This is a genomic window from Archangium violaceum Cb vi76 (assembly GCF_000733295.1).
GTDB lineage: Bacteria > Myxococcota > Myxococcia > Myxococcales > Myxococcaceae > Archangium > Archangium violaceum.
The window spans coordinates 1-15,330 of sequence record NZ_JPMI01000213.1; the positions used below are offsets into that span (position 1 = coordinate 1).

14 protein-coding genes are annotated in these 15,330 nt (G+C 69.3%); 8 read left to right on the forward strand and 6 right to left on the reverse strand.

What is annotated here, in order from left to right; genetic code table 11:
• The 3 genes from Q664_RS27725 to Q664_RS27735 all read right to left on the reverse strand — a co-directional run.
• Nucleotides 1-410, reverse strand: a 410-nt coding sequence (locus Q664_RS27725; protein ID WP_043402336.1) for a secondary thiamine-phosphate synthase enzyme YjbQ, incomplete at its 3' end; no start/stop codon positions are given.
• A 28-nt stretch (nucleotides 411-438) separates the two neighbouring features.
• Nucleotides 439-1,170 carry an alpha/beta hydrolase gene (locus Q664_RS27730; protein WP_235216900.1) on the reverse strand — a complete coding sequence of 244 codons (732 nt, stop codon included), beginning with the start codon at nucleotides 1,168-1,170 and terminating at the stop codon, nucleotides 439-441.
• Nucleotides 1,171-1,181: 11 nt separating this feature from the next.
• Complete coding sequence (locus Q664_RS27735; RefSeq protein WP_043402342.1) at nucleotides 1,182-1,961, reverse strand: peptidylprolyl isomerase; 780 nt, start codon at nucleotides 1,959-1,961, stop codon at nucleotides 1,182-1,184.
• Between the two features lie 229 nt (nucleotides 1,962-2,190).
• Between Q664_RS27735 and Q664_RS52715 the strand changes: the two genes are divergently transcribed.
• Nucleotides 2,191-5,364 (forward strand): lipase/acyltransferase domain-containing protein, encoded by a 3,174-nt coding sequence (locus Q664_RS52715; RefSeq protein ID WP_052518740.1) that lies wholly within the window; start codon nucleotides 2,191-2,193, stop codon nucleotides 5,362-5,364.
• Nucleotides 5,365-5,367: 3 nt separating this feature from the next.
• Here Q664_RS52715 and Q664_RS62285 read toward each other — a convergent pair whose 3' ends face one another.
• Complete coding sequence (locus Q664_RS62285) at nucleotides 5,368-6,285, reverse strand: PGAP1-like alpha/beta domain-containing protein (protein WP_268811415.1); 918 nt, start codon at nucleotides 6,283-6,285, stop codon at nucleotides 5,368-5,370.
• A gap of 224 nt (nucleotides 6,286-6,509) precedes the next feature.
• Here Q664_RS62285 and speD point away from each other — a divergent pair, with 224 nt between their 5' ends.
• The 7 genes from speD to Q664_RS27775 all read left to right on the forward strand — a co-directional run bounded on the left by speD (nucleotide 6,510) and on the right by Q664_RS27775 (nucleotide 13,913).
• Nucleotides 6,510-6,836, forward strand: a complete 327-nt coding sequence (gene speD, locus Q664_RS27750) for an S-adenosylmethionine decarboxylase (protein WP_043402350.1) — start codon at nucleotides 6,510-6,512, stop codon at nucleotides 6,834-6,836.
• On the forward strand, nucleotides 6,833-8,734 hold the full coding sequence (locus tag Q664_RS27755) for a DUF4178 domain-containing protein (protein WP_043402353.1): 1,902 nt from the start codon (nucleotides 6,833-6,835) through the stop codon (nucleotides 8,732-8,734). The genes speD and Q664_RS27755 overlap by 4 nt, the downstream gene beginning before the upstream one ends.
• A gap of 15 nt (nucleotides 8,735-8,749) precedes the next feature.
• Entirely contained in the window at nucleotides 8,750-8,899 is a 150-nt protein-coding gene (locus Q664_RS60165; protein WP_200883775.1) for a hypothetical protein, read from the forward strand.
• A 5-nt stretch (nucleotides 8,900-8,904) separates the two neighbouring features.
• Nucleotides 8,905-9,132 carry a DUF350 domain-containing protein gene (locus tag Q664_RS27760; RefSeq protein WP_043402496.1) on the forward strand — a complete coding sequence of 76 codons (228 nt, stop codon included), beginning with the start codon at nucleotides 8,905-8,907 and terminating at the stop codon, nucleotides 9,130-9,132.
• Between the two features lie 27 nt (nucleotides 9,133-9,159).
• Nucleotides 9,160-10,656 (forward strand): polyamine aminopropyltransferase, encoded by a 1,497-nt coding sequence (locus tag Q664_RS27765; protein WP_043402356.1) that lies wholly within the window; start codon nucleotides 9,160-9,162, stop codon nucleotides 10,654-10,656.
• Complete coding sequence (locus Q664_RS27770) at nucleotides 10,647-12,281, forward strand: FAD-dependent oxidoreductase (RefSeq protein WP_200883776.1); 1,635 nt, start codon at nucleotides 10,647-10,649, stop codon at nucleotides 12,279-12,281. The genes Q664_RS27765 and Q664_RS27770 overlap by 10 nt, the downstream gene beginning before the upstream one ends.
• 72 nt (nucleotides 12,282-12,353) lie before the next feature.
• Complete coding sequence (locus Q664_RS27775) at nucleotides 12,354-13,913, forward strand: hypothetical protein (protein WP_160174518.1); 1,560 nt, start codon at nucleotides 12,354-12,356, stop codon at nucleotides 13,911-13,913.
• 4 nt (nucleotides 13,914-13,917) lie between these two features.
• On the opposite strand, the gene Q664_RS27780 is transcribed toward Q664_RS27775, so the two are convergent.
• Nucleotides 13,918-14,715, reverse strand: a complete 798-nt coding sequence (locus Q664_RS27780) for a PH domain-containing protein (RefSeq protein WP_063934770.1) — start codon at nucleotides 14,713-14,715, stop codon at nucleotides 13,918-13,920.
• Nucleotides 14,705-15,307, reverse strand: a complete 603-nt coding sequence (locus Q664_RS27785; RefSeq protein ID WP_084610410.1) for a PH domain-containing protein — start codon at nucleotides 15,305-15,307, stop codon at nucleotides 14,705-14,707. The genes Q664_RS27780 and Q664_RS27785 overlap by 11 nt, the downstream gene beginning before the upstream one ends.
• Nucleotides 15,308-15,330 lie beyond the last annotated feature (23 nt).

Below are 15,330 nucleotides of genomic sequence, written 5' to 3' on the forward strand. Positions count from 1 at the left end.
CTCACCACGGAGACCGTGACACGGCGGTGGTGCGGTGACGTCCGGTGCTCCCAGACGTAGATGCCCTGCCACGTTCCCAGGTTCGCCTCGCCGCCCTTCACCGGCACGCTCAGCGAGTTCTGCGTCAGCACCGTGCGCACGTGCGCCGGCATGTCGTCCGGGCCCTCCGCGTCGTGGCGGAAGAGCGGGTCCCCGTCCTTCACCAGCCGCGAGAAGAACGACTCCAGGTCCTTCCGCACGTCCGGGTCCGCGTTCTCACACAGCAGCAGCGAGGCGCTCGTGTGGTGCAGGAAGAGGGTGCACAGGCCTTCCCGTGCACCGCTCTCCTCCACCGCTCGCTGCACCTCGCCCGTGATGTCGTAGAAGCCCCGGCCCCGCGTCGCCACCGTCAGTTCCTTCGCGCGATACATGGCTCGACTCCTCGGGGCCGGGATGGATTCAACGACTCGTGAGACGGGCGTGCAGGAACTCCGCCATCCGCTCCAGCACTTCCGGCGCGATCGTGTGCGGTCCGTTGAAGGGGAGGAACTCCACCGGCAGTCCCGCGGTCGTCAGGAGCTCATTCAGCCGCTCCGCCTGATGGAAGGCCAGGATGTCGTCGACGCGCCCGTGGCTCTGCAGCACCGGCAGGCTCGTGCGCTTCTCCGCCCGCTGCTTCCACTCGTCCTGGCAGATCAGCGTCCCCGACAGGATGCACAACCCCGCCGGTGCCTCTTCCAGCCGCAGCGCCACGTCCGTCGTGAGCATCGCGCCCTGGCTGAACCCGCCCAGGACGATCCGCCCATAGGGCAGCTTCGTCGCCGCCGCCAGCGCCGACACCAGGCTCATCACTCCGCGCCGTGCCTGGGCCAGCCCCTCCGGCGTCGAGACCGCGAACTGCTCCCAGTTCCGCTCCTGCCGCATCAGGACTTCCTCGGGCAGGTGGAACCACGCGGGGATCCGCTGCCCCATGAACTCCTGAGTCAGCGGCGCCGCCGGGAACACGAAGCGCACCTTCGGCCCCAGCTCCGGCTTCAGCTCCACCAGCTTCATCGCCGGTAGCATCAGGTCCGTGGCGGGCGCCCCGAAGCCGTGGCACAGCACCACCGCCAGCTCCGGGCTCGCTCCCTCGGCCACCCCATCCACCACCTGGCAGTCCAGCTCGCCCAGGCGCGTGCTCACACGTCGCATCGCGTGCCTCATTACTTGGGCTGCTCGTCGCTGATCGTCACCTTCTTGAGCACCACGTCCTTCTGCGGCCTGTTGCGATCGCCGGTCGGCACGTTCGAGATGCGATCCACCACCTCGTAGCCCTTCACCACCTCGCCGAAGATGGTGTGCCGGCCCGTCAGGTGCTCCGGCACCGACGTCGTGATGAAGAACTGGCTCCCGTTCGTCCCCGGTCCCCGGTTCGCCATCGCCAGCTGGCCCAGCTTCTCGAACTGCAGGCCGTTCTGGACCTCGTCCTCGAAGTTGTAGCCCGGCGAGCCCGCGCCCGTGCCCTCCGGGTCTCCGCCCTGGATCATGAAGCCCGGGATGACCCGGTGGAAGATGACGTCCTTGTACAGCGGCGCGCCCTTCTTCATCTCCCGCGTCTTCGGGTCCGTCCACGCCTGCTCACCGGTGGCCAGGCCCACGAAGTTCGCCACCGTGAGCGGCGAGGCCTTCGAGAAGAGCCGCAACACGATGGTGCCCTGGTTCGTGTCCATCGTGGCGAACAGCTCCTGGCCCTCCAGCGCCTTCTTCTGCCAGGGGCCCGGGTTCTCCGCGGGCGGCTTCGTCCGGGGCACCGCGCTGGAGCCGTGGACCTTCGGCTCGGTGGCGGCCTGCGTGTCCGCCGGGGGCGTCGCGGGCGCGGCCTCGGGAGGCTTCTGGGCCGCCGGAGGCGTCGTGCTCGGGGGAGGAGTCGTCTCGGCCTGCTTGTCCTTGCAGGCGGTCAGGGCGAGAAGCAGGAGTCCGGTCTTCAGCAGTCGATTGCTCATGGGACGGGCATCCTACAAAGCGAACGGAGGCTCGCAACCCGGCTCGTCGAGGAATGAACCGCTCTGAACCGGTGTTCAGAACCGCGCACGCCTGCTCCGAGCGTTCAGTGCCGTACCGTCCGGCGGATCCGGCCAGTCGGAACGGAACCGTAGAATCCCCGCTATCGTCAGTTCTCCTGGAGCTCGAGCGTGAGCGCCTGGGGGTGGGTGTCCCTCTCTGGAGGAAGCAATGGCCGCCGTCATCAAGGATGTCGTCGTTCTGCTGCCGGGTCTGCTCGGCAGCGTGCTCAAGCGGGACGGCAAGGAAATCTGGGGGCTGTCGGGCAGCGCCATCTTCCGCGCGCTCTTCAGCGGCACGGGCAGCGTGAAGTCCCTCACCCTGAAGTCCGACAGCGGGGGAGAGCTCGCCGACGATGGCGTGGAAGCCACCGCCATGCTTCCCGACACGCACCTCATCCCCGGGCTGTGGAAGGTGGACGGCTACACGCGCGTGGCCGAGACGCTGGTGAGCCAGCTCGGCCTCATTCCGGGCGCCAACTTCTTCGAGTTTCCCTACGACTGGCGGCGCGACATCCGCTTCACCGCGAAGCGGCTCGCCCAGCAGGCTCCGCGCTGGCTCCACGCGTGGCGCAACAGCCACGGGGGCCATCCCGACGCGCGCCTCATCCTCGTGGGCCACTCCATGGGCGGCGTCGTCTCGCGCTACTTCCTCGAGTGCCTCGGCGGCTGGAAGGACACCCGCGCGCTCATCACCTTCGGCACGCCCCACCGCGGCTCGTTCATGGCGCTGCAGGCGCTCGCGCTGGGCTTCCGCAAGGACCTCGGGCCGGTGAACCTCTTCGATCTGACGGCGATGGTGCGCTCGCTGCCCTCGGCGTACCAGTTGCTGCCCATCTACCCGTGCGTGCAGATGCCCGACGGGAGCCTCGTCCGTCCGGGCGAGGCGAAGGGCATTGGCGGGTTGGATCCCGTCCGCGCCGCGCAGGGCCTCGCCTTCCAGCGGGAGATCGAGAGCGCGATGCTGGCCAACTCGCGCAGCTCCGCGTACCTCGAGCAGGGCTACGACCTCCACCCCGTGGTGGGCACCTTCCAGCCCACGCTGCAGGGCGTGCGCGTCCAGGCGTCCGGCGCGGTGGAGATGCTCTACAGCGACCCGGACGGCACGGACAACGGCGGTGATGGCACCGTGCCGCGCGTCTCCGCCTTCCCCCTGGAGGAGCGGCACCACTCGCGCGTCATGTACAGCCCCACGTCCCACGCCTCGCTGCAGAACGCCTTCGAGGTGCTGGCCCACGTGCAGGGGGTGCTCACCGGCCAGGAGATCCACCTCGACAAGTACCGGGCGCCGGAGCAGGCGGCCAGGCAGCTCTCGTTGCACATCGAGGATGCGTACGCGCACGACGAGCCGGTGAAGGTGCGTGTCCGTCCCTCGGCCGAGCCCGTTTCGCTCCGGGCCTTCGTCACCCACGTGAAGACGCAGCAGACCTTCGCGGCGGAGCTCGAGCGGGACGCGGATGGCTTCCACGTGGGCACGCTGCCGCCGCTGCCGGCCGGCATGTACCGCGTGAGCGTCAAGGGTGGCCCCGAGGTCATCCCCGTCACCGACGTCTTCGCCGTCTTCCACCGTGCGGGCGAGCTGCCGGCGGACGGGGAGGACGTGGTGAACGAGCTGGTGAGCTTCCACACCTCGGGAGCCCCGGCTCCGGAGCCGGATACGCAGCGCAAGGTGACGAATCCGGTGGTGCCCGTGCTTCTCCAGCACAGCACCCTGGTGACGCCCGCGCCGGAGCCCACCGAGCCTCCGGTGTCGCGGGACGAGGGGCAGGCCATTACCCGCTATCCCTCGGTGGAGCCGCTCGTGCCCGCGCGGGCCGGGCAGAAGCTTCCGCTCACCGTGGACCTGACGCTGGCGGAGGTGGGGGCGGTGACGGAGTCCGCGGGCGTCACCCTGTCCGGACTGGCGCCGGACTGGAAGGATCTCCCCATCAAGGTCCGGCTGCTCTGCTCGGAGATGACGTTCCCCGCGGGACAGGATTCGGGCACGGTGTATGTGCGGCGCAACGAGGCCTCCACCCCCGTGACCCTGACCGGCACCGTCAATCCGGGCGCCTCGGGCGAGCTCACCGTGGTGGCCACCTTCGAGTACAACGGGCGGTTCTGCGGCGCGGCCCGCAGGCGCATCCCCATCGAGTCCTCTGGCTCGGGTGGTGTGGATCCGTCCTCCTCGCGTTCCCCCTCGACGCCGCCGGCGGGAATGACGCCCGCGTCCGCGAAGGAGGCGCCGGAGGGAGGGACGTTCGCCCTCGAGGCCGGTGCGCAGAAGCCCCACCTGACGGTGCAGATCCACAAGCTGGACAAGGGCAACCCGCGGCGCCTGTACTGGATGCTCCACGTGTCGGTGCCGTGCAAGGGATTGCCGGCGCGGCTCTCGGGAGACCTGGATCTGGGCTCGGACCCGTCCGCCTTCTTCCAGAGCGTGGCCGCCACGGCGCGCGAGCTGCGCTCCGGCGAGCACTTCCCCTGGTTCCTCGGGTTGGGGAAGCTGCTCTACCAGCGCACGCCCAACGCCTTCCGGGAGACGTTCCGGGCGCTGCGTCAGGAGTACGGGCCGGGCTTCCCCATCCAGTTCATCACGGATGATCCGCACATCCCCTGGGAGCTGATGGCGCCCTCGGATGTGCCGGACGCGGGGTTGCTGTGCATGGACCATCCGGTGGCGCGGTGGCTGCTGGACTACCAGACGTCGATGACGGCGCGCCTGACGCACGGGGACATTCTCACCATCGCTCCGGACTACCAGTACCACGCGCACCTGGCGCCGCTGCCGCAGGCGCAGGAGGAATCGAAGCAGCTCTCCAAGCGCTTCCGGGCGGTGCGTGTCGCTGGCAGGCGTCAGTCCGTGCTGAACCTGTTGGGCGGTGGCTACGCGCCCACCGTGGGGCTGGTGCACTTCGCGGGGCATGGCAAGTACAGCCCGAACAACGAGGTGTCGCCCTCCTGCGTGTTCCTGGAGGACGGGGAGCTGAGGACGCTCGAGGTCCGCAACTCCATGGTGATGCTGGGGCAGAAGTCGCGGCCGCTCGTCATTTTCAACGCCTGCGAGGTGGGCACGGCCACCGAGCTGCTCGGAGGCATTGGCGGCTGGGCCGAGACGTTCGTGAGCGAGTCCTTCGCGGGCTTCATCGCGCCGCTGTGGCCGGTGCAGGACGCGCATGCGCGCAACGCGGTGGAGCAGTTGGTGGCGGACCTGAAGGAGAAGCACCTCTCCGTGGGCGAGGCACTCCGCCGCCTGCGCCAGAGCGAGGCGAGGACGTCTCCCACGTACCTGTCCTACGTGTACGTGGGGGATGTGATGGCGCGCTTCGCTCCGGCGGTCGCCGCGGCCAGCACCGCCGCGGCGTGATGCTCAGGGTCGCGTCTCGAGGGCCAGGGCGACCATCGCCTCGGTGAGGTCGCCCGGGTAGTAGTTGGAGAAGCCGGGCAGGCCCGTGAGGGCCGCCTCCGCGTGGTCCATGTCGTCCAGCCGCACCACCCGCGAGCCCGGCACCTCCGCGTCCACCGCGTTCACCAATCCATCGCACGCCCACCCGTAGCGCTCGTGCACGTAGGCGCACAGCGGTCTCAGCAGCGAGCGCCTCGACAGCCGCGACGTCGCCAGTGACACAGTGGGGATGTCCATCGGGTGCGGGTGCTGGCGCACGAACTCCATCCGCCGCGCGTACGACAGGTCCTCCACCGAGCCCGCGTCCCCCTGGAACAGCGAGGGAAACGTCACGTCCAGCAACCGCCGCAGCGAGGGCGTCGTCACCAGGTCATTCGCGATGACCGAGCCGCCAAACGGCGACTGCAGCGTCACCACCGCGCGCACGTGCCGGCGCAACTCCGGATGGAGTGCCAGCGTGCTCAGCGCCTCCACGCCCCCCTTGCTGTGCCCCACCAGCACCACCGAGCGGCGGAAGTGGATGGCGTCCAGCAGTGCCTCGCGGACCACCTTCACGTTGTCCGCGAGCCGCCCCTCCGTGTCCACCGCCACTTCTCGCGTCTCCAGCCCCCGCTTCTCCAGCCGTGCCTGGTTGTCCTCCAGATAGCCGGGCACCTCGTCCCCCAACATCCCCTTCACCATCAGGTACAGGTGCCGCCGTGCCTCGTCCGGCAGCACCGGCTCGCCCTCGCGCACGCGCTGGTGCACCTCGCGGAACCGGGCCGTGACATCCGTGGGCGGCGGCGTCTCCGCCTTGAACCACCCGGCCAGCCCCCTGCTCCCGGGGCCCGGCTCGCGCACCGCCTCGGGCAGTTCTCTCAGCGACCGCAGGAGCCGGGCCACGGCCCCCGTGGCGGGCTGCCGCGGAGCGTTACGGAGAGTACGTACCCCCTCGATGGGGCGGGGGGGGCGGGGCAGGGGAAACGAGATCCTTCCGAGACATACGGGCCCTCAGCGTACCAGGACCGGGCCCGTCCGTTCTCCAGCACACACAGGCGGGGGGCTCGTGATAGAAGGTGGGGCTCGTAAGGGGAGGAAGGACGCTGACGACCGGACAGGAATGGCTCGTGGATGTGTGCGGGTGCCCGCCAGAGCGCCTGAAGGACACGGCTGCGCTCGCGGCCCTGTTCGAGGAGCTCATCGTGTTGCTGGAGCTGAAGGTGGTGGGTCAGCCGCAGTGGCACGTGTTCCCGGAGCCGGGCGGCATCACCGGTCTCACGCTGCTGGCGGAGAGCCACCTGGCCGTCCATACCTTCCCCGAGCACGGCTTCGCCGCGCTCAACGTCTACTGCTGCCGCACCCGCAAGCGCCCGGACTTCGAGGCGCTGCTGGCGCGGCACCTGGGCGCGGCCTCCTGCCGCGTCCGTGAGCTGCCCCGGGGGGTGGAGGCGTGACGCAGGGCAACTGTCCTTCCTGTGGAGCTCCCGTCGAGTTCTCCGCGGGCACGGCATTGGTGGTGGTGTGTGGCCACTGCCAGACGGTGGTGGCCCGTCAGGGCAAACACCTCGAGGCGCACGGGAAGATCGGCGCCATCGTCGACACCGACTCGCCCCTCCAGCTCAACGCCGAGGGCCGTATCGGCCGCGACGGCTACCGGCTGGTGGGCCACCTGCAGAAGGATCACGGCGCGGGGCCCTGGGACGAGTGGTACGTGGAGTTCGACGACGGGCGCACCGGCTGGCTCTCCGAGTCCGAGGGGGCCTTCCACCTGATGATCGCCTCCGGCACCGAGCCGGAGCTGGTGCTCGAGGACTTCGAGCCCGGCCACCGCTTCACGTTGCAGGGCCACCGGCTGGTGGTGGAGGAGCGCGGGCATGGCCACGTGGTGGCCGCCGCGGGCCAGCTCCCCAGTGACGTGGACCCGACGGCGGACAGCCACTACGTGGACGCCACGGGCCCCGGCGGCGTCTTCGTCACGCTCGACTTCGGCACCGGGGCGAGCGAGCCCGAGGTCTACGTCGGCAAGAAGCTGAAGCTGACGGAGCTGGGCATTCCCCCGGACCAGCTGCGGCCCAAGGTGCGCAAGGTGGCGCTGCAACAGGCGCGCTGCACCCAGTGCAACGGCCCCCTGGACCTGCACGCTCCGGACCGCACCAAACGCGTGGCCTGCCCCTTCTGTGGCGCGCTGTTGGACGCGAGCCGCGGCAAGCTGTCCTTCCTCCAACTGCTGGAGAAGCCGGAGCACCCGCCGCTCATTCCCCTGGGCGCCAAGGGCAAGCTGCGGGACGTCGAGTGGGTGTGCATCGGCTTCCTGATTCGCTCGTGCAGGGTGGAGGGGGTCCGCTACCCGTGGGAGGAGTACCTCCTCTTCAACCGCCAGCGCGGCTTCATCTGGCTGATGCAGTCCAACGGGCACTGGACCCTCCTCGAGCCGCTGGCCGCGGGTGACGTGGCGGTGGCCCCGGGCGTCGCCGCGCACCTGGACAACCGGCGCTACCGGGCCTTCCAGAGCGTGACCGCCGAGACCGAGACGGTGCTCGGCGAGTTCTACTGGGAGGTCCAGGCCGGTGAGACGGCACAGGCCGAGGAGTACGTGGCCCCCCCGTTCTCGGTGAACGTGGACCGCACCGACAACGAGGTGACGTACACGCTCGGCGAGTACGTGGCCCCCGAGGTCATCAAGGACGCCTTCAAGCTCGAGGAGCCCCTGCCCAAGCCGGAGGGGATTGCCCCCAGCCAGCCCAACCCGAACTCCAGCGCGGGCACCTGGAAGTGGACGGGCATCTGGGCCACGGTGCTGCTCGCCGTCTTCCTCGTCGCCAACATCAGCGCCGACAAGCGCACCGTGCTGGAGCAGGAGGTCCGCCTGGAGCCGGACGCGCAGTCCGGCACGCCCTCGGCCATGGCCTTCAGCGAGCCCTTCGAAATCCGCAAGCGCGGCAACGTGGAGGCCAACCTGTGGGGGCAGGTGAACAACTCCTGGCTCGGCGTCCAGGGAGACCTGGTGAACGAGGCGACCGGCGAGGCCGTCAGCTTCTACGAAGAGGTGAGCATGTACTCCGGCCGTGACTCGGACGGCTCGTGGACCGAGGGCAGCCAGCGCGAGACGGAATACCTGTCCGCGGTGGCCCCGGGGCGCTACGTGCTGCGCACCACGGCCTTCTTCGACGGCCGGCCCAGGTCGCCCCTGAGCTACAAGGTGAGGCTCGTGAGCGACACGCCGCGCGGCTCCTGGTTCTGTGTCGCGCTGGTGATGCTGTTCATCGCGCCCGCCCTGGCCTTCTTCCGCTCCTCCAGCTTCGAGTCGGCGCGCTGGGCGGAGAGCAACCTGGGTTCCAGCTCGGATGATTGAGAAGAGAGGGTGTCCATGAAGTACATCGGCGGAATCGTCGTCATCCTCTATGCCGTGGTGGCATTCACCGGCTGTGAGCCCTTCACCCGTTCGCAGCGTGGCCAGGCCGTGGCACGCGGCGGCGGTGTGCGAACCTGGACCGGCGGTTTCATGGGAGGGAAGTGATGTTCCTGGGAGTCCTGTCAGTGGTGGTGAGCCTGGACAACCTGCTGGCGAGCCTCGTGTACTCGCTCGTCGGTCTGGCGGTGTTCGTCGCGGGCCTGTTCGTCTTCCGGCTCATCATGCCCTTCGATGTGCACAAGGAGATCGAGGTGGACCAGAACACCGCCCTCGGTCTCGTCATGGGCTCCTTCATCCTCGGCCTGGCCATCATCGTGGCCGCGGCCATTTCGGGCTGACGCCCCGCCGCACAGGCAGTACCCGCTTTGAACAAGACGCTCCTCTTCTTCACCGTGCTCGTCATCGCCACGTGTGGGCTCATCTATGAGCTCATCGCGGGTGCGCTGGCGAGCTACCTCCTCGGCGACTCCATCACCCAGTTCTCCACGGTGATTGGCAGCTATCTGTTCGCCATGGGCATTGGCAGCTGGCTCTCGCGTTTCATCGAGCGCGGGGTCCCCCAGCGCTTCGTGGAAATCGAGCTGGGCGTGGCCCTGGTGGGCGGCCTGTGCGCGCCGATGCTCTTCCTCACCTTCGCCCTCACGGACATCTTCCGGGTGGCGCTGTACGGCAGCGTGCTGGTCATTGGCACGCTGGTGGGGCTGGAGATTCCCCTGCTGCTGCGCATCCTCAAGGACGAGCTCAAGTTCAAGGACCTGGTCAGCCAGGTGCTGACGTTCGACTACCTGGGCGCGCTGGCGGCGAGCATCTCCTTCCCGCTGCTCTTCGTGCCCAAGCTGGGGCTGGTGCGCACCTCGCTGCTCTTCGGGCTGCTCAACGCGCTGGTGGGCCTGTGGAGCACGTGGCTGCTGGCGCCCGTGCTGGCCCACCCCCTGCGGCTGCGGGTGAAGGCCGTGGCGCTCAGCCTCTTCCTGGTGGTGGGGCTCGTGCTGGGTGACCGGCTGACGAACTTCTCCGAGGAGCACCTCTACGCGGATGACGTGGTGCACGCGACGAGCTCGCCCTACCAGCGGATTGTGCTGACGCGCGGCAAGCGGGGCTTCTCGCTGTACCTCAACGGCAACCTGCAGTTCTCCAGCCTGGACGAGTACCGCTACCACGAGGCCCTGGTGCACCCGGCCCTGGTGCGCGCGGGCAAGGTGGAGCGCGTGCTGGTGCTCGGCGGCGGGGATGGGCTCGCGGCGCGGGAGATCCTCAAGTACCCCGAGGTGAAGAACGTCACCCTGGTGGACCTGGATCCCGCGATGACGGGGCTCGCCACGCGCTACGACGAGCTGGCCGAGCTGAACGCGCACGCGATGGCGGATCCGCGCATGCACGTCATCAACACGGACGCCATGGAGTACCTCCGGGAGAAGCCGGAGACGTGGGACGTCATCGTGGTGGACTTCCCGGACCCCAACAACTTCTCGCTGGGCAAGCTGTACACCACGGGCTTCTACAAGCTGCTCAAGCGGCGGCTGGGGCCGGAGGGCGTGGCCGTCATCCAGAGCACCTCGCCGATGTTCGCCCGGCGCTCCTTCTGGTGCATCGACACCACGCTGAAGGCGGCGGGTTTCTGGACGCAGCCCTACCACGCGCTGGTGCCCTCCTTCGGGGAGTGGGGTTACGTGCTGGTGGCGCATGAGCCCGCGCCGCCGCGCCGCCCGATGCCCGAGGGACTGCGCTTCCTCACCGAGGACACACACGAGGGCCTCTTCCAGTTCCCCATGGACATGAGCCCGCTGCCAGCGGAGGTGAACCGGCTGAACAACCAGGTGCTCGTCCACTATTACGAGGAGGAGTGGCGGCGGTGGAACTGACGCGGCGGGAGCTCGTCGCCGCGTTCCTCGGCTCGGCGGTGGCGGCCAGTGGGTGCCGGCGGATGCGTCCGCGAGAGCCGGTGCCCGGCGCCATCGTGGACCGCGCGGTGGACGTGGGGCACAAGCTGCGGGGCGGGGCACTGCCGCGCGCGGCGGAGGCCCAGACGGTGGACGTGCTGGTGGTGGGCGGAGGCGTGGCGGGCCTGAGCGCGGCGTGGCGGCTGGCGGCCGCGGGCGTGAAGGACGTGCGGGTGCTGGAGCTGGACTCGGAGCCGGGAGGCACGTCCCGCTCGGGGCGCAACGAGGTGTCCGCGTACCCGTGGGGCGCGCACTACCTGCCGGCGCCGCTGGTGGACTCCGGGCCGGTGATGCGGCTGTTGCGCGAGATGGGCGCGGTGTCGGGCGTGGATGCGCAGGGCTACCCCGACTACGCCGAGGAACTGCTCATCCACGAGCCCGAGGAGCGCATCTTCTACAAGGGCGACTGGTACGAGGGCCTCTACCTGCGCGCGGGGGCGAGTCCGGCGGAGCTGGCGGAGCTGGAGCGCTTCGAGGCGAGGATGAATGCCTTCGCGGCGGCGCGGGACGCCAAGGGGCGCAAGGCCTTCGCGGTGCCCACGGCGCTCTCCAGCGATGACGCCGAGTGGACGGCGCTCGACAAGGTGACGATGGCGCGGTGGATGGAGGCGGAGGGCTTCCGCTCGCCACGGCTGCGCTGGCTGGTGGACTACGCGTGCCGGGACGATTACGGCACCACGGCCGAGGGCGTCTCCGCGTGGGCGGGCATCTGGTACTTCGCCGCGCGGCAGGACGGGAAGGGCGAGCGCAGCGAGGGTTTCCTGAGCTGGCCCGAGGGCAATGGCCATCTGGTGAAGCACCTGCTGTCCTCGCTGGCGCCGGGACAGGTGGAGCGGAACGTGTTGGTGCATTCGGTGGAGCCCGTGGAGGGCGGCTGCCGGGTGGACGCGCTGGAGGCGGCGACGGGCAGGCCCCGGGCGTACCGGGCGCGGCAGGTGGTGCTGGCCTGTCCGCGCTTCGTGGCGGCGCACGTGGTGGCCCCGTGGCGCGAGAAGCGCCCCGAGTGGCTGGGCGCCTTCCAGTACGGGCCGTGGGTGGTGGCCAACCTGACGCTGTCGGACAAGCCGGCGTCCCATGGCTTCCCGCTGGCGTGGGACAACGTCTTCTACGAGAGCCGCAGCCTGGGCTACGTGGTGGCCACGCACCAGGGCCTGCGCATGGACGAGCGCGGGCCCACGGTGTTCACCTGGTACCTGCCCATGGCCGGGCTGGACGTGAAGGCCGAGCGCGAGAAGGTGCTGTCCGCCGGCTACTCCGAGTGGGAGGGGTTGGTGATGGCGGACATGCTGGCCGCGCATCAGGACATCGCCCCGCTGACCCGGCGCCTGGAGGTCATGCGTTGGGGCCATGCCATGGTGCGGCCCACGCCCGGTTTCCTCTGGGGACCGGCGCGCTTCGCGGCGCAGGAGAGCCTGGGCGACTCGCTGCACTTCGCGCACTCGGACCTGGGCGGCATGGCCCTCTTCGAGGAGGCCAACTGGTTCGGTGTGAAGGCCGCGGAGAAGGCATTGAAGGGACTGGGCCGCGCGGACCCGAGCTGGCTCTGAGGCCGCCCCCCATACCCTGCCACTGCTGTCCGGGAGTACTCTGGTGGGATGCGCCTACTCCCGCTCCTGCTCATGACCGCTGTCGGTGCCACCGCCTGCGATGATTCCTCCCAATCCGAGAAGTGGGCTCTCACCACCCGCCTCGTCGACAGTGACATGAGCCGGGCCGCGGGGGCCTCCAGGGCTCCTTCGGCCCGCTCCGCCCTCGCCGCTCGTTCCTCCCTCGTGCATGGCTTGCGTCTGGGTGAGCTCGAGGTCGTCGCGTACGACTACCGCCCCGGCAAGGCCGTGCAGCTCAACGCCCACTTCGGCTACGGCACCACGGGCATGGGTTCCACCGAATGGTCATACATGTCCCCCCTGCTGTCCGGACATGACAGCGCCCGGGACATCCTGCTGCGGAACAATGGTGTCGTGGACCTGTCGGTCCTGGCCAACGAGTACATCATGGGTCCTCCCACGTCTGGAGACCCATTCCTCACCCAGGTGGGTGCCTTCGACATCGACTTCCTCGAGGTCCACTTCTACCGCACGGGCATGCTCTACGACCTGGGCGGACTGGGGAATGTCGCCGACTTCCACTACTTCGGCATGGATGCCGACAACAACGGTCTGGACAAGCACCCGCTTCATCGCTACCCGCCGTTCGCCTCCGTCGGGGACTCCTACGTCACGCCCATCTTCCCTGACTGGAAGGCGAGGAGCGTGGCGCCGACTGGCAGGGTCCAGGCCATGAGTGTCCTGTTCTCGCGCAGGGACTGGTTCCCCGAGGCGCGCATCGTCGAGCTCGAGGACTCCGGCATGGGGGGCCCCTACCACTTCACCGGCATCGCCTATGACAGCCTGGCCGCGAGCACGCCGCTCTCCACCACCCAGAAAGGCTACCTGCTGAGCCTCGCCAACGAGGGGACGCATCGCCGGGGCTATGACCGCTTCGTCATCGTCCCGATGGACGGCCCCGTCCGCATCGAGTTCGACAAGAACGCCGCCGCCAGCGCGTCGCTCGAGCCGCGTGTCGCTCCCAGGACCTTCGATGCGGCGAACATCTCGATCGACCTTGGCTTCGACGTGGACGACCTCATCGACGAGCGGTGGACGAATCCGGTGCCGCACGAGTTCAATGCGCCCGGAAGGGTGGAGGCCTCGGTGGGCCTCGAGGTGGTGACGGTGGCGTCACCGGGCACCTACACCCTCAGCTACGAGGGCATCGACTACTCCTTCGATGTTCCCGCGGGGCTCTCCACCCCGTACGAGGTCATGCGCTCGCTGCATGAGCAGGCCAGGGCCGCCCTTCCCATGGCACGCATCGGCGAGACAGGCGGGGCCACCTTCGGAGCCTCCGGCTTCTATCCGCCACCCCTGGGCACCAGCGATGCCAAGCTCAGGCGCACCGAGACCCTGCCCACGCCCTTCGTGGTGTGGAAGGGCGACGCGAACCATGTGCCCTTCGGCCTGTCGGTGGGTTTCTCCACCTCGCATCCCCTCTGCGCGGTGAACGTGCCCTTCAACCCCAGCACGTCGTGCCACTCGGTCAGCCCGGGCAGCCCGCCGCCATCGGGATGCTGCGTCTGCCCGAACAACACCACGTACGCACCGGCTCCCGGCTCGACGGGCCAGTACCTGTGCAAGTGATGCGTCACTCCCAGGGCGTGTCCGCCCGCTGGGGGGCCGGGGAACGCGCGGCCTCCTGGCGGAGCATGCGCACCTCGCGAAGGAGCTCCGAGGCGGCCTCCAGGAGTCGTGGAGGCGCTGGGCGCGTGGCTTCGCCCGAGGGCCGTGGGCCCTGTTCGTCATCGGGGTCCCCCAGGCCGGAGTCGCGGGACTGCCGGAGGTGGTCGAGAATGCCGGCGCGAAGCTCCGCCGCGTTGTCCACCCCGCGCAGGTAGCCCACGTGCAGCCCGCCGTCGTGCGAATGCTCGCCAGCGTCTCCCTTGGCCTCTCCACCTCCCGCCGTCCACACCTCCACGTCGGCGATGCCCAGGAGCCGCTGGAGGGGACCCTGCCGGATGCCCACGTGCTGGACGTTGGCGAAGGTCATCGTCTGCTCCCGCATGGAGAGCACGCCCTCGCGGATGCGCAGGCCGCGGTCCGAGACCAGGTACCAGCGCAGCTCGTAGTCCAGCCGGAGGATCGTGTAGCTGATGAGAAGCTGCAGGAGGAAGCCCGCACAGGCCAGGCCTTCGATCAGCAGGGCGTACTCGATGAGGAAGGGGAGCCGGAGCCATCGCCACCAGAGGGGCAGCATCAAGTAGCCGACCACCAGGCCCACCGCGCCGCCGAACTGGGCGAGCCCCCAGCGCACCAGGCGGTAGCGGTAGTACGCGGAGGCCGCGCGGAAGACGCGGACCGAATCAGACGCACCCTCCGGGGGCTTCGGTTCCGGAGGAACCCGCGCCACCTGGAGCACCCAGTTCCGAAGCCGCTCAGTCGGCACGGGAGCCTCCCGAAGGGGGCCGCATGGCCTCTCGCAGCGCGCGCACTTCACTCGCCACTTCGCGAAGCGTCGCGGTCAGTTCCTCGAGCGTCGCTACCTCCGGCGAGGCGGCCCGGGACGGTTCGCGAGACGGAAGCGCTCCGGGCCGGGACCGGCTGCCGCGCATGCGGGAGTACAGGAAGTCCCGGAGCGGCTCGAAGAACTGAAGTCCCTCGATGACCATCTCCGCCTTCGAGCTCCCGCTCGCGGTCTGGACCTGGATGCGAGCGAGTCCCAGCCATCGCTCCACCACGTTGCTGGTGAGGTGGATGTCCTGGATGCGGGCATAGGTGAGGCTCACCTCTTGCCGGAAGAGGATGCCCCAGCGCATGGTGATGCCCTCCTCATCCACCTCGTACACGAGCGTGCGGAAGCGGAAGTAGGAGTACAGGAGCTTCACCCAGAACGCGGGGCCGAGAAGCAGGGACTCGAGCGCGGAGTAGGTGAGGAAGTTGGGATGCGGACGCAGCGTCGCGGGGAGGCGGGGGATGGGACCCCACACCGCCGGTGGGCCCGGGTCCGGCTGCTCGAGCGCGGGGTTCTCGTGTTTCATGAATCCCTTCCTCCAAGTCCACG